Below are 13,546 nucleotides of genomic sequence, written 5' to 3'. Positions count from 1 at the left end.
CCGCCGGCCGCCGTTCGTCGTGGCCGTCGGGATGCCGCGCGCCGGCCGCGTCAGGAGGCCGGGGCGCCGGTGTACGCCGCGGTGGTCCGGTCGGCCGCCGCGCGGGCCTCGTCGGCCGGGGTGCCGGCGGCCACGCTCGCCTCGCACCAGCGCTCGCTGCTCAGGACGATGAAGCGGCGCGCGTCGTCGGAGCCCATCCACTCGGCGGCCTGGTCGGGGGTGACCCCGCTGCCGTCGGCGGCGAGGTGGGAGGCGAGGCCGAGCAGTCCCATGTCCCAGCCGACCCCGACCGCGCCCGGCCCGAACTCGGCCCAGCGCTGGTCGTCGACGTGCGCCACGTGCTCCAGCTCGAACCGGGTACGCCCGGCGCCGGCCTCGGTGAGCCGCACCTCGATCCCGCTCACCTCGCCGCCGTACTCCCAGGTGGCGGCGAAGCTGTGCGGCGGGTCGCACCGCTCGATCGTGCCGCCGGCGTTCCCCTCCAGCTGGTAGCGTCCGCCGACCTTCAGCTCGCCGGAGACGGGCAGGAACCAGCGGGGGATCCGCTCGGCGGTGGTGCAGGCGTCCCAGACGTCGGCCAGCGGCGCGTCGTAGGTCTGGCTGATGGTGAGCACCCGGGCCTGCCCGGCGGGCAGCGTCCGGCTGCCGACGGTGCGCTCGACGGCGCTGATCTGCCCGGTCGTGTCGGTCATGGTGTTGTCCTCTCGTCGGAAGTGTCCTCGCGCAGCCGCCGTTCGCGCCGGCCTCGGGCCAGTTCCGTGGCGAGCGCCGCCAGCGGGGGCGTCCAGAACCGCCGGAAGCCGGCCAGCCACTCGTCCATCTCCCGCAGCGGGCCCGGCTCCACCGCGTAGAGCCGGCGGCTTCCGGCGGCGCGCACGCTGGCGAAGCCGTGCTCCCGCAGCACCTTGAGGTGTTGCGACACGGCCGGTTGGCTGATGCCGAACTCCCGCTGGATGGTGGCCCCGAGCGCGCCCGCCGGCTGCTCGCCGTCGGCGAGCAGCTCCAGGATCCGGCGGCGCACCGGGTCGCCGAGGACGTCGAAGGCGTGCACGGCCTCTTTCTATCAGACCCAGCTTATATAAGCGAGCACTGCATCAGGGCGCGCCGCAGGCAGGCGCACCGCGTGAGGGCCGCACCCGCGTGAGGGCCGCACCGCGTGAGGGCGCGCCGCGTGAGGGCCGCACCCGCGTGACGGCGCGCCGCACGAGGGGGTGCGGCGCGGGCGGTGGCGGGTCGAGCGGTGGCGGGTCGAGTGGGCCGGGTGGCGGGACGCCCGGCGGGGCCGGGCGTCCCGCGAGAGGCCGGTCAGCCGCCGAGGCGGGCGGCGACGGTGCTGCGCAACTCCGGCAGCCGGTCGTGCAGCAGCCCCGGGCACTGGGTGTTGTTGAAGTCCTTGTGCCCGTAGATCTCGGTCGGCGGGATGCCGTACTGCTGGCAGGTGAACGCGCAGAACCAGACCAGGCTGTTCCAGAGCGCCTGCGGTGGCTGCACGTCGAGGTAGATGCCGTCGTTCTCGATCCCGATGGCCTGGCTGTTCTGGCCCACGCAGTGCGCGCCCTGCACCATGGTCTGCCCGTGCAGCAGCGCGTACAGGCTGCCGTGCCGGCCCTCGGTGAGGTAGCCGCCGCGGCTGTTGGTGAAGTGCTGCCCGGAGTCGAGCCAGCCGTTGGTGTCCATGTGCAGATTCTGGATGTCCCGCGAGTTCCGGTAAGCCTGCGCGAGGCTGTAGTCGGTGGTGTTCGGGAACGCCGTGTGATGAATGATGATCTTGTTGGGCCGGCTCTGCACGATGCTCACCGCCGACGACGGGGGACGGGCGCCCCAGGTCGCGCAGTTGGCGATGGTCGGCTGGTCGATCCGGGTGGCGGCGGCGCGCGCGTCGCGGCCGGCGTCGAACTGGGTCAGCGCGGTGGCGCCGGCGGCGGCACCGAGCAGGACGGCGCCGCGCAGCACGGCCCGCCGGGGTAGGGGAACGGACATCGGGGCCTCCTCGTCGGGGACGGACGGCGCCGGTGGCGGGCGGTCGCTCCGGGCCGGGCGTGCGTCCGGCACGCCCGGCCCGACGGAGCGGGCCCGCCACCGGGGCGGGTCAGCAGGGTCCGTTGCAGGCCATCACCTTGAGCCGGTCCCAGCTCCCGTTCCAGACGTTCTGGTCGCCGGGGAAGACGCCGGAGGACGACCACTGCCAGAAGGAGTACGTGCCCCAGCCGGCCGGCAGCGTGCCGACGCTGCTGGAGTAGCGCGCGATCCACAGCGGGTTGTTCGCGGCGAACTGCGAGGTGTTGCCGGTGCAGGTGCTCCACCAGTCGGTGGTGGTGTAGATGGTGGCCCACCGGCCGGTGCGCGCGTAGTACTGGTTGACGAACGAGGCGATCCAGCTGCGCATCGAGGCCTGGCTCAGCCCGTAGCAGGTCGAGCCGTACGGGTTGTACTCGATGTCCAGCGCGCCGGGCAGGGTCTTGCCGTCCTTGGACCAGCCGCCGCCGTGGTCGACGAAGTAGTTGGCCTGGGTGGCGCCGCTGGTGGTGTCCGGCCGGGCGAAGTGGTACGACCCGCGGATCATGCCGACGTTGTAGGAGCCGTTGTACTGCTGGGCGAAGTACGGGTTGGTGTAGTAGGTGCCCTCGGTCGCCTTCACGTACGCGAACCGGGCGCCGTTGTTCCAGGCGCCCGACCAGTTCACGTTGCCCTGGTAGCTGGAGACGTCCATGCCGGGCAGGCCGGCCGGCGCGGCGCTGGCGGGAGTCGCGCCGACGAGGGCCGAGGCGGCGAGGGTGGCGGTGGCGAGCAGGGCCGTGGCGGCCGTACGCAGCGCCGTTCGCAGGGGACGGTGCATCTTTCCTCCCTGGGGGTGTGGGGAGTGTGACGAAAGGAACTGTCAGTATTAGGTCACAGGGTGGAGAAACTTTTCAATAGAGGTATGGAAATTTTTCTCTGTCCTGGGAGTCGCCCGGTCCGGCGGCGGAATCCGCTCCGGCCGGCGTGTCGAAACCGGTCCGCGCCGTTCGTATGGAGGGTGGAGGGGCGGCCGGGCCGCCCCGGGCCACGAGGAGGAGCGGATGAAGCAGTACCTGATCAGCATGTACCAGCCGGCCGGCGCGGCGGCGCCGGATCCGGAGTTCCTGGCCGGGGTGATGCGCGAGGTGGACGCCATCGGCCGGGAGCTGCGCGAGGCCGGCTGCTGGGTGTTCGGCAACGGCCTGCACGCCCCGCAGACCGCCACGGTGCTGCGGGCGGAGGGTGACGACGTGCTGGTCACCGACGGCCCGTTCGCCGAGGGCAAGGAGTACCTGGGCGGCGTCACCATCATCACCGCCCCCGACCTGGACGCCGCGCTCGACTGGGGCCGCCGGTACGCGCGGGCCACCACGCTGCCGATCGAGGTGCGCCCGTTCCAGAGCGGGGCATGACCGGCCCGGCCGACGTCGAGCGGGTCTTCCGCGCGGAGTACGGCCGGGCGGTGGCCGTCCTGGTCCGCCTGCTCGGCGACCTCGACCTCGCCGAGGAGGCGGTCCAGGACGCGTTCGCCACGGCGGTCGACCGGTGGGCCGCCGACGGCCCGCCGCCCAGCCCGGCCGGCTGGATCATCACCACCGCCCGGAACCGGGCGATCGACCGGCTGCGCCGGGAGGCGTCCCGCGCGGACCGGCACGCCGAGGCCGCCCGGCTGCGCGCCCCCGAACCGCCCACCGAGGAGGGACCCGTGCGCGACGACCGGCTCCGGCTGATCTTCACCTGCTGCCACCCGGCGCTCGGCCCGGCCGCCCGGGTCGCGCTGACCCTGCGCCTGCTCGGCGGGCTGAGCACCGCCGAGATCGCCCGGGCCTTCCTGGTGCCCGAGCCGACCATGGCGCAGCGCCTGGTCCGGGCCAAGGCGAAGATCCGCGACGCGGGCATCCCGTACCGGGTGCCCCGCGACGCCGACCTGCCCGACCGGCTGCGGGCCGTGCTGGCCGTGCTCTACCTGGTCTTCAACGAGGGGCACACCGCCAGCGCGGGGCAGCGGCTGAGCCGTGCCGACCTGTGCGCCGAGGCGATCCGGCTGGGCCGACTGCTCGTCGAGTTGATGCCGGACGAGCCGGAGGCGCTCGGGCTGCTCGCGCTGATGCTGCTGGCCGAGGCGCGACGGGACGCCCGGACCGGGCCGGACGGCGCGCTGGTGCCGCTGGGCGCGCAGGACCGCCGCCGCTGGGACCGCGCGCTGATCGCCGAGGGGCAGGCGCTGGTGCGACGCTGCCTGCGCCGGGACCGGCCCGGCCCGTACCAGATCCAGGCCGCGATCAACGCGGTGCACGCCGACGCGGCGACCGTGGCGGAGACCGACTGGCGGCAGATCCTCGCCCTCTACGACCAGTTGACGGCGCACGCCCCCGGGCCGGTGGTGGCGCTGAACCGGGCCGTCGCGCTGGCCGAGGTGGCCGGGCCGGCCGCCGCGCTCGCCGAGGTCGACCGGCTGGACCTGGCGGACTACCACGTCCGGCACGCCGTCCGCGCGGACCTGCTGCGCCGCCTCGACCGGCCGGCCGAGGCGGTGGCCGCGTACGACGCGGCGATCGAGCGCACCGGCAACGCCGCCGAGCGGGCGTTCCTGCGCCGCTCCCGGGACCTGCTGGCGTACCCCGGGCCCTAACCTGTGATCCGGACGCCCGGCACCGGGGCGTCCGGATCACCCCGGGGAGGACCGATGGAACACCGCACCGCCGAGGCGACCGTGACCGTGACCCGCGACGGCCGGCCGCTGGCCGGCCAGGAGGTGACGGTCGCGCAGCGCGAGCACAGCTTCCGGTTCGGCTGCACCGGCTTCGAGTTCGTCGACCTCGCCAACGGCGCCGGCACCGCGCGGGACGAGGCGCTCGCGGGGGAGTGGTTCGAGCTGTTCAACATGGCCACGCTGCCGTTCTACTGGGGACGCTTCGAGCCCGAGCGCGGCCGGCCGGACACCCGGCGCCTGCTGGCCACGGCCCGCTGGTTCGTCGACCGCGGCTGCCCGGTCAAGGGCCACCCGTTGGCCTGGCACACGGTGACCGCCGACTGGCTGCGCGAGCTGCCCACCGAGGAGATCGCCCGGGTCCAGCGGGACCGGATCACCCGCGAGGTCACCGACTTCGCCGGGGTGATCGACGCGTGGGACGTGATCAACGAGGTCGTCATCATGCCGATCTTCGATCGGGACGACAACGGGATCACCCGCCTCTGCCGCGAACTGGGCCGCATCCCGCTGGTCCGGATGGTGTTCGACGCCGCCCGGGCCGCGAACCCGCACGCCACGCTGCTGCTCAACGACTTCGACATGTCGGCCGCGTACGAGTGCCTGATCGAGGGGGTGCTGGCGGCCGGCGTCCGGATCGACGCGCTGGGCCTGCAGAGCCACATGCACCAGGGCTACTGGGGCGAGGAGAAGACGCTGGGCATTCTGGACCGGTTCGCCCGCTACGGGCTGCCGATCCACTTCACCGAGACCACGATCGTCTCCGGTCACCTGATGCCGCCGGAGATCGTCGATCTGAACGACTACCAGATCCCGGACTGGCCGACGACGCCCGAGGGTGAGCAGCGCCAGGCCGACGAGATCGTCCGGCACTACCGGACGCTGCTGTCGCACCCGTCCGTGCAGGCCGTCACCTACTGGGGGATCAGCGACGGGGGCTGGTTGGGCGCGCCGGGCGGTTTCCTGCGTGCCGACGGCAGCCGCAAACCCTCCTACGAGGCGCTGCACGGGCTGATCAAGGGCGACTGGTGGCTGCCACCGACCACGCTGGTCACGGATGCGCAGGGCCGGGTCCGGTTCCGTGGCTTCCTGGGCGCCTACGAGGTGGGCGCCGCGGGCCGTACGGCCACGGTGCGCCTGGACGCCCCGGGCGAGGTGGCGCTCGACGCGGCGCTGTGAGCCGGCCGGCGCCGGCGGTCAGTCGCGCAGCGTCCGCAGGATGCGGGCGAGGTCGGCGCGGTCGCTGTCGCTGAGGCCGCCGAAGACGCGTTCCGCCTCGGCGGCCCGGGCGGCGCGGATGGCCCGGCCCACCCGGGTGCCCTCGGCGGTGGGCCCGACCAGGGTGGCCCGCCGGTCGGCGGGGTCGGGCCGGCGCGCCACGAGGCCGCGCTCCTCGAGGCCGTCGACCACCTCGGTGGCCGAGCGGGGCGCGATGCCCAGGTGCTCGGCGAGGACGCTGAGCCGCACCGGGCCGTGCCGCAGCAGCACGCCGAGCGCCCGGGCCTGCCCCGGGTTGATCTCCCACGGTTCGAGGGTGCGCTTGGCCTGGTGGCGTAGCCGTCGGGCCACCGCCCAGAACGTCTCGGCCAGGCTCTCCTCGTCGCCGCCGCTCACCGGAATGCTGCCGCTCACCGGAATACGGTAGCAGCACATGCTGTTGTTCCCTCATGATGAGGTAGCCTCAGCATTGTTCCCCGACGAGAGAGAGCACTCCTTGGACGGATTCCGAGACGGCCGCGGCGGCGGCCGGAGCACCGTGACCCCCGCCGAGAAGGCGCAGGCCCGCGAGGTCTCACTGCGCCGCATCGGTGGTCTCTTCACCGCCCACCGCGGCCCGCTCGCCGCCGTGGTGGCGATCATCGTGGCGTCGTCGATCCTCGCCATGGCGACGCCGTTCCTGCTCCGTACCGTGATCGACCGGGCCCTGCCGGAGCGCGACCTGACCCTGCTGGCCTGGCTGGTCGCGGGCATGGTCGGGGTGGCCGCGGTCACCGCGGTGCTCGGCGTGGTGCAGACCTGGATCTCCACCCGGGTGGGCCAGGAGGTGATGCACCGGCTGCGCACCGACGTCTTCGCCCACCTCCAGCGCCAGTCGATCGGCTTCTTCGTGCGCACCCGCACCGGCGAGGTGCAGTCCCGGATCACCAACGACATCGGCGGCATGCAGGCGGTGGTCACCTCCACCGCCACCTCGATCGCCGCCAACCTCACCACCGTGGTCGCCACCGTCATCGCCATGGTGGCGCTGAGCTGGCGGCTCACCCTGGTCTCGGTGGTCGTGCTACCGCCGGCCATCTGGCTGACCCGCCGGGTCGCCCGGCTGCGCCGGGAGATCACCGCCCGCCGGCAGCGCGAGCTGGCCGACCTCAACGTCACCATCGAGGAGGGCCTGTCGATCAGCGGTGTGCAGCTGGCCAAGACCCTCGGCACCGGCGCGGCCCTGGTCGACCGGTTCACCGCCTCCTCGGCCCGCCTGGTCGACCTGGAACTCCGCTCGGAGCTGGCCGGCCGGTGGCGGATGGCCTCGATGTCGGTGATCTTCGCGGCCATCCCCGCCGTCATCTACCTGGGCGCGGGCCTGCCCGGCACCGCCGGCACCCTGACCATCGGCACGCTGGTCGCCTTCACCGCCCTCCAGGGCAACCTGTTCCGCCCGCTGATGGGCCTGCTCAACGTGGGCGTGACGCTGACCGCCTCGCTGGCCCTGTTCGCCCGGATCTTCGAATACCTCGACCTGCCCCTCGAGGTGGCCGACCCGGCCCGGCCGGTGGCCGTCGACCCGGCGCGGGCCCGCGGCCACCTGCGCCTGGAGAACGTCACCTTCAGCTACCCGGGCAGCGACACCGCCGCGCTGGCCGGGGTCAGCCTGGACGTGCCCGCCGGCACCAGCCTGGCCCTGGTGGGGGAGACCGGCTCCGGCAAGAGCACCCTGGCCGCCCTGATCAGCCGGCTGCACGACCCCGACGCCGGCCGGATCACCGTGGACGGCGTCGACCTGCGCGACCTGCGCCTGGTCGACCTGGCCGCGATCGTCGGCGTGGTCAGCCAGGAGACCTACCTGCTGCACGCCACGGTGCGCGACAACCTGCGGTACGCCCGCCCGGACGCCACCGACGCCGAGATCGAGGCCGCCGCGCGGGCCGCCCGGATCCACGACCTGATCGCCGCGCTCCCCGACGGGTACGACACGGTCGTCGGCTCCCGTGGCCACCGCTTCTCCGGCGGCGAGAAGCAGCGCCTGGCCATCGCCCGGACCCTGCTGCGCGACCCGCGGATCCTGGTGCTCGACGAGGCGACCAGCGCGCTGGACACCGAGACCGAACGGGCCGTGCAGCGGGCCCTCGACGAGCTGGCCCGGGGCCGCACCGTGGTGACCATCGCGCACCGCCTCTCCACGGTCCGCCACGCCGACCGGATCGCCGTGCTGGACCACGGCCGGATCGTCGAGTCGGGCAGTCACGACACCCTGCTGGACCGCAACGGCCGGTACGCGTCCCTCGCCGCCTGAGCGCGGCGCGCACCGGCCCGCACCGGCCCGCACCGGCGCGCAGCGGACCGCCGCGGGCCGTCGCGCCGCCCCGTCAGGCGCCGTCGTACCGGTGGCGCCAGAGTCGGCCGTCGTCGTCGGTCCGCAGCCAGGTCCCGTCGCCGAGCGGTTCCAGGTCGTACGCGTGCCGGGTCTGCGCCGCCGGGAACGCGCCCCGGAGCTGTCCGGTATGGACGTCGACCAGGTGGTGCCGGTACCACTCCTCCTCGGTCTCCTCGTCCTCGCCGGCGACCGCGACGACCGCGGTGTCCCCGTCGAGGTAGCCGCCGGCCCACTCGACGACGGCATCGCCCCACTCGTGGCCGAAGGCGGCCAGCGGGACCCGGGCCGTCACCGCCCCGTCCGGCCAGGTGTGGAAGGCGGCGTCCTCCTGCTCGTGGTGCACGGTCATCACCTGCCGCCCGTCGGGCGCGAAGCCGATCACCGTCCGGTCGTCGTCCCAGAGGTCGTCGCGCAGCTCGATGCCGGTCTCCGTCAGGCGGCCCCGGAACACCCGCGAGCCGTCCTGCCCCTCGCCGACGTCGAGCAGCATGTGCTCGCCGTCCGGCTCGACGAAGTGCTCCCCGCCGTGGCCGACGCTGAGCAGCTCGGCCTCGGCCCGCAGGGCGCCGGTCGCCGCGTCGAGCACCAGCCAACGGTCCAGCTTGTCGCGCATGGCCATCGCGTCCGGCCGGTACACCCACAGCAGCCGCTCGTCGGCGGAGAACGTGCAGGAGACCCGGGCGTTGACGATCCGCTGCTCCGGCCGCGGACCGAAGTCCAGCCGCCAGAGCGGACGGCCGTCGGGGTCGACACACCGCACGTCGTCGGTCGTCGCGTAGACCAGCCGGCGCAGGTCGCGGGTGACCGCCCAGCCCTCGATCCGGCCGTCGGCGCCGCCGAGGTCGAATTCGGCGGCGGGGGAGAGCCGGCCGGTCACGGCCGGGTCGGCGAGGTCGTACACCTGCAGCCGCCCGTCAACGAGCCGGGCGCGGACCGGGGTGATCACCGTCATGGGTGGTGACGGTAACGGACGGGTGGGACCGAGGTTGTACCCGAAAAACACCTGATCTCCAAGACGTGATTCGCAGGTCCGAGGTGGATACAGTGGCGCGGTGCGTGACGGAGTGCGGGCCCAGGTGCCGGTGCTGTACGTGTCGGACGCGGACGCGTCCCGGCGCTTCTACCAGGCGTTCGGCTACACCCAGGAGCGCGCCGGCGGCGACGGCGACTCCCGCTGGTGCCACCTGCGCTGCGGAGAGCTGGCCCTGCTGCTGGCCGCGGTACGCCCGCGCCTGGTCACCGTGGAGCTGCCACTGCTCATCTACCTCTACGTCGACGACCTCGCCGCCACCGCGCAGCGCCTCACCGACGCCGGCTACCCCGTCGAGCGGGTCGGTCACCCCGAGCACGCCCCCGGCGGCGAGTGCCGCACCGTCGACCCGGACGGCAACACCGTGGTCTTCGGCCGGCGCCGGCCCGCGCCCGGGCAGTCCGCCGGGCCGGACACCGGCGAGCAGGCCCGCTTCTCGCTGATCCGGGAGGCCGCCGCCACCCTCAGCCGGCGCGGCGGCGCGGCGGCCCGGTGCCAGATCGGCGGCCCGCGCGGCGAGGCCTGCCCGGAACCGGCCGAGGTGAAGCTCGCCGACACCTGGGGCGACACCGTGTGGGGCTGCCTGGCGCACGCCGACGAGGCGCTGCTCAACGCCCGCGGCGCGTTCCTGGCCAGCGAGGACGCCACCGGACTGGGCGCCTTCCTGCGCGCCCGCCAGCCGCAGCCGGACAAGGTGCCGCTGGCCTGAGCCGATCAGGCCAGGCCGAACCGGGACACCAGGTCGAGGGCGGCCCGGATCGGATCATCGGCCCAGCGACTGGCGAACGCGTCGTGCAGCCGCCAGCCGGCCCGGGTCAGCGTCCGCTGCCGCTCCACGTGCGCGGCTACGCCGTCCGGGTGCACCGCGCAGAGCACCCCCACCGCGACCTCGGCCGCGCCCACGCAGAGGTCCACCCGCCACCGGCCCACCGGATAGCCGGGCCGCACCGGCACCCCGAGCCGGCGCAGCTCCTGGGCCAGCGCCGCCGTCCAGCCCGTCGCCGGATCCGGGTCCGGGCCCGTCGGCGGCCGGTCCGCGTACGCCAGGTAGTCGCCGACCAGCCCGCTCGGCGCGCGCAGCGAGGTGACCACGGTCAGGTGCGCGCGGGCCCGGGTGACCAGCACGTTGAACAGGTTGGGCTCGGCCACGAACCGGTGCCGCGCCGGCGGGTCGTCGTCCACCAGCCCCAGCGAGGCGACCACCGCGTCCGCCTCGCTGCCCTGGAACGCGTGCACGGTGCCCGAACGCAGGCCGAGGCGTTCGATCTCGTCGACGTCGAAGGCGGCCAGCAGCGCCGCCTCCAGCGCGTCGGCCTGGGCCCGGAACGGGCTGACCACCGCGATCCCGCCGGCCGGCGGTACGGCGGCGAGCCGCCGCACCACGTCCAGGGCGGCGGCGACCTCGGCCTGGTTGACCCCGTCGACGACCGTGGCGTCGGCGACGGTCAGCACGTCGATGACGTCGGCCCGCTCGTTGCGCGGGTGCCGGGTCACCAGCTCCAACCGGTCCTGGTAGAAGCGGCGGGCGCAGAACTGGATCAGGTGCGGCACGGACCGGTGGTGCTCGCCGAGCCAGCTGACCGGCGCGGCCCCGGCCGCCACGTCGAAGGCGCTCGACCGGCGCACGTCGAGCCGGTCGCCGAACCGGTCCAGGCCGTGCCGGCGCAGCGTGCTGGTGACGTCCACGTCGGCCACGAACGACACGAACCGGAGCTGGCGGGGATCGCCGGCCACCAGCGCGCGCCGCGCCCGGGCCAGCACCGGTGCGGCCCGGAGCTGGTCGATGTGCGCCGCCTCGTCCAGCACCACCAGGTCGAACATGCCGGCCACCGGGGGCAGCAGGTCCTCCACGTCGGTGACCGTGCCCACCCACAGCGGCAGCGCCCGCACCAGCGCCTCGGCGTCCAGCCCGGCGAGCAGTTCACGGCGGCGGTTCCGGCCCGCGCGCAGCGCGACGCCGAGCCCGCTGGTGGCCCGCCGCGCCGCGTCCGTCCACCGCCGGGCGCCGGCCGAGCGGTGCCGCATCGCCGTGCCGACGGCCTCGGCCAGCACGGCGTCCGCCTCGGCCAGGCTCCGCCAGGCGGCCGTCAGGTCGGTGCCGCCGGTGGCGGCCAGCCGGGCCGCCGCCCGCACCGCGGTCGCCGCCTCCACCGCGGCCCGCACCCGGTCCACCGGTGTGTCGACGGCCCCCACCAGCCGGTGCAGCCGCTGTCCGGCACGCGTTCGCCGCCAGCGCCGCCACCAGCCGTCGCCGGCCCGGGTGGCGGCGGCCAACGCGGCCCGCACCGCCGCCAGGTCGGTGTCCGGGTCGAACACGCCCGGCGCGTCCCGGCTCAGCGCGGGCAGCAGCGGCTGCCAGCCGGGCAGCGTGGCGGCCAGGCGTTCCTCGTCGAGGGCGGCCACCAGGCCCGCCGACACGGCGGTGACCCGCTCGCGGGCGGCGGACACGGCGGCCTCGTCGGCCCGCAGCGTGCCGTCGTCCACCCCGGCGGCCGCGCCGCCGGCCAGGTCGGCGGCGATCGCCTCCCGCCGCTCGGCGTCGCCGAACAGCACCGGCGTCGGTCCGGGGTGGCGACGCAGCAGGTCGCCGAGCACGTCGGCGGCGTGCACCGACTGGGTGGCCACCAGCACGGAGCCGCCCCGGTCCACCGTGTCCAGCGCGGCGGCGACCAGGGCGTGGCTCTTGCCGTTGCCGGGCGCGCCCGAGACGACCACCACCGGCTGGGTCCTGGTCCGCCGCACCACGTCCCGCTGGGCGGTGTTCAACGGCAGCGGCGACAGCACCTCCCCGTCGTCGGCCAGGGGCTCCGGCGGCGCGTCGTCGGCGGCCCCGCCCAGGTAGAGCCGGTGCAGCGCGGTGCCGGCCAGCCCGGGGCGGGTCGCCCAGCCGCGCAGGGTGTCGCGCAGCCGGCCACCGAAAAGGTCGCGGGTGGTGAAGAGCGCGGCGGCGGCGACCCCGGTCAGCACGCCGTCGTCGATGCCGCGCGGTGGCCGGGCCAGCACCGCCTCCACCTTCAGGCCGGCCGCCTCGGCGGCGGTGGTGAGCCATGCCGCGGTGCCGGGCGCGCCGAGCCAGCCCGGTCCGGCGAGCCCCGGGGCGGCCTCCAGCCGGGCGGCCAGCTCCCGGTCCTCGATCAACGAGGTCAGTTCGAGGTCCCCGGCCGGCACCACCCGGTAGCCCCGGCGGGTCCGGTCCAGGCGTACCGGCTGGGCCAGCAGCGGCACGCGGACCCGCCGGCGGCTCCCGTCGAGGTCGGCCCCGCCGACCACGAAGGCCAGGCCCCGGCGCAGGATCCGCTCGTCGCGGTGCAGCGCGTCCAGCGCCGCGAGCCGGTCCAGCCGGGCGCCGCGCGGCCCCCGGTCGGGCTCGGGCAACCAGATCAGCGGGCGGCCGGCGCCGGACACGTCGAAGGTCCGCTCGGCGCCGGCCGGAGCCAGGTCGGCGAGCGCGGTGAGGATCCTCGCCGCGTCCATCGCCCGCCGATTCTGCCGTACCGGGACGCGGGGGACCGGCCGGCCGCCGACGCCGCGCACAACGGGATGTAGGAAACCTTTGTCCGAGCATTCACCTCCGTAGGTATTTACCCGGACGGCGGCGGGCCCTAGCATCGACAAACATCGTTGATCTGTGCGGAGGGGACCGATGTCCATCTCGTTCACCACCACCCGGTGGCGCTTCGTGGCACTGCTCGCGGTCGGCGTCGTCGTCGGCGCGCTGCTCGGGGTGCAGCCCGCGCAGGCGGCCCGGCCGGGCTTCCGGATGCCGTTCCTGTGCGGCCAGACCTGGCAGGGCAACAACTGGAACGGGCACAGCCCGGCCCACTCCATCGACTGGAACCACTACGACGCGAACGGCAACCCCGACGATCTGGGCCGCCGGGTGGTGGCCAGCGCCGGCGGCACCGTCCTGGAGTCGTACTACTCGACCACCACCGGCTACGGCAACACCATCGTCATCGGGCACGGCGACGGCTGGCGCACCCGCTACGCCCACCTCAGCGAGCGCCTGGTGGCCGAGGGCGCGAAGGTGAGCCAGGGCACCGTCATCGGCAAGGTCGGCGCCACCTCCGCCAAGTACGACCTCAGCCCGCACCTGCACTACGAGCAGATCCACGACGGCAGCGTGGTCGTCTCGGTCGTCCAGGGCGTCACCTGGTCGGACTACCTCAAGCGCAACCAGACCAGCACCAACAACTGCTGACCGCCGGCCCGGTGCCGC

The 13,546-nt window shown here is 74.8% G+C and carries 13 protein-coding genes; 6 read left to right on the top strand and 7 right to left on the bottom strand.

Going from position 1 to position 13,546, the window contains the following annotated elements:
- Positions 1 to 50: 50 nt before the first annotated feature.
- The 4 genes from ACIBPB_RS05220 to ACIBPB_RS05205 form a co-directional block, all read right to left on the bottom strand.
- The gene (locus ACIBPB_RS05220; RefSeq protein ID WP_396838311.1) at positions 51 to 692 is read right to left on the bottom strand and encodes an SRPBCC family protein; all 642 of its coding nucleotides are present in this window, start codon (positions 690 to 692) and stop codon (positions 51 to 53) included.
- Positions 689 to 1,051 carry an ArsR/SmtB family transcription factor gene (locus ACIBPB_RS05215; RefSeq protein ID WP_396838310.1) on the bottom strand — a complete coding sequence of 121 codons (363 nt, stop codon included), beginning with the start codon at positions 1,049 to 1,051 and terminating at the stop codon, positions 689 to 691. The genes ACIBPB_RS05220 and ACIBPB_RS05215 overlap by 4 nt, the downstream gene beginning before the upstream one ends.
- A gap of 254 nt (positions 1,052 to 1,305) precedes the next feature.
- Entirely contained in the window at positions 1,306 to 1,980 is a 675-nt protein-coding gene (locus ACIBPB_RS05210) for a peptidoglycan recognition family protein (RefSeq protein WP_396838309.1), read from the bottom strand.
- Between the two features lie 109 nt (positions 1,981 to 2,089).
- Entirely contained in the window at positions 2,090 to 2,836 is a 747-nt protein-coding gene (locus ACIBPB_RS05205; RefSeq protein ID WP_396838308.1) for a lysozyme, read from the bottom strand.
- Positions 2,837 to 3,059: 223 nt separating this feature from the next.
- On the opposite strand from ACIBPB_RS05205, the gene ACIBPB_RS05200 reads away from it, so the two are divergent.
- Genes ACIBPB_RS05200 through ACIBPB_RS05190 form a run of 3 tightly spaced genes read left to right on the top strand, consistent with a single transcriptional unit; the run spans position 3,060 to position 5,887 of the window.
- Entirely contained in the window at positions 3,060 to 3,410 is a 351-nt protein-coding gene (locus tag ACIBPB_RS05200) for a YciI family protein (RefSeq protein WP_396838307.1), read from the top strand.
- The gene (locus ACIBPB_RS05195) at positions 3,407 to 4,630 is read left to right on the top strand and encodes an RNA polymerase sigma factor (RefSeq protein ID WP_396838306.1); all 1,224 of its coding nucleotides are present in this window, start codon (positions 3,407 to 3,409) and stop codon (positions 4,628 to 4,630) included. The genes ACIBPB_RS05200 and ACIBPB_RS05195 overlap by 4 nt, the downstream gene beginning before the upstream one ends.
- Before the next feature lie 54 nt (positions 4,631 to 4,684).
- Positions 4,685 to 5,887, top strand: a complete 1,203-nt coding sequence (locus tag ACIBPB_RS05190) for an endo-1,4-beta-xylanase (protein WP_396838305.1) — start codon at positions 4,685 to 4,687, stop codon at positions 5,885 to 5,887.
- A gap of 18 nt (positions 5,888 to 5,905) precedes the next feature.
- Here the strand turns inward: ACIBPB_RS05190 and ACIBPB_RS05185 are convergent, their stop codons facing one another.
- Entirely contained in the window at positions 5,906 to 6,361 is a 456-nt protein-coding gene (locus tag ACIBPB_RS05185; RefSeq protein WP_396838304.1) for a MarR family winged helix-turn-helix transcriptional regulator, read from the bottom strand.
- A gap of 103 nt (positions 6,362 to 6,464) precedes the next feature.
- Here ACIBPB_RS05185 and ACIBPB_RS05180 point away from each other — a divergent pair, with 103 nt between their 5' ends.
- Positions 6,465 to 8,216 (top strand): ABC transporter ATP-binding protein, encoded by a 1,752-nt coding sequence (locus ACIBPB_RS05180; RefSeq protein WP_396838303.1) that lies wholly within the window; start codon positions 6,465 to 6,467, stop codon positions 8,214 to 8,216.
- A 73-nt stretch (positions 8,217 to 8,289) separates the two neighbouring features.
- Here ACIBPB_RS05180 and ACIBPB_RS05175 read toward each other — a convergent pair whose 3' ends face one another.
- Positions 8,290 to 9,249, bottom strand: coding sequence for a hypothetical protein (locus tag ACIBPB_RS05175; RefSeq protein ID WP_396838302.1), 960 nt, complete (start codon positions 9,247 to 9,249; stop codon positions 8,290 to 8,292).
- Between the two features lie 100 nt (positions 9,250 to 9,349).
- Between ACIBPB_RS05175 and ACIBPB_RS05170 the strand changes: the two genes are divergently transcribed.
- Positions 9,350 to 10,036: a VOC family protein gene (locus ACIBPB_RS05170; RefSeq protein WP_396838301.1), complete on the top strand. Its 687-nt coding sequence runs from the start codon at positions 9,350 to 9,352 to the stop codon at positions 10,034 to 10,036.
- 5 nt (positions 10,037 to 10,041) lie between these two features.
- Here the strand turns inward: ACIBPB_RS05170 and ACIBPB_RS05165 are convergent, their stop codons facing one another.
- Positions 10,042 to 12,801 (bottom strand): AAA domain-containing protein, encoded by a 2,760-nt coding sequence (locus ACIBPB_RS05165; protein WP_396838300.1) that lies wholly within the window; start codon positions 12,799 to 12,801, stop codon positions 10,042 to 10,044.
- A gap of 169 nt (positions 12,802 to 12,970) precedes the next feature.
- Here ACIBPB_RS05165 and ACIBPB_RS05160 point away from each other — a divergent pair, with 169 nt between their 5' ends.
- Positions 12,971 to 13,528 (top strand): M23 family metallopeptidase, encoded by a 558-nt coding sequence (locus ACIBPB_RS05160; RefSeq protein WP_396838299.1) that lies wholly within the window; start codon positions 12,971 to 12,973, stop codon positions 13,526 to 13,528.
- The last annotated feature ends 18 nt before the right edge of the window (positions 13,529 to 13,546 follow it).

The organism is Micromonospora sp. NPDC049836 (genome assembly GCF_044465125.1).
In the GTDB taxonomy this organism is placed as follows: domain Bacteria; phylum Actinomycetota; class Actinomycetes; order Mycobacteriales; family Micromonosporaceae; genus Micromonospora.
This window is presented reverse-complemented; position numbering and strand designations above follow the sequence as displayed.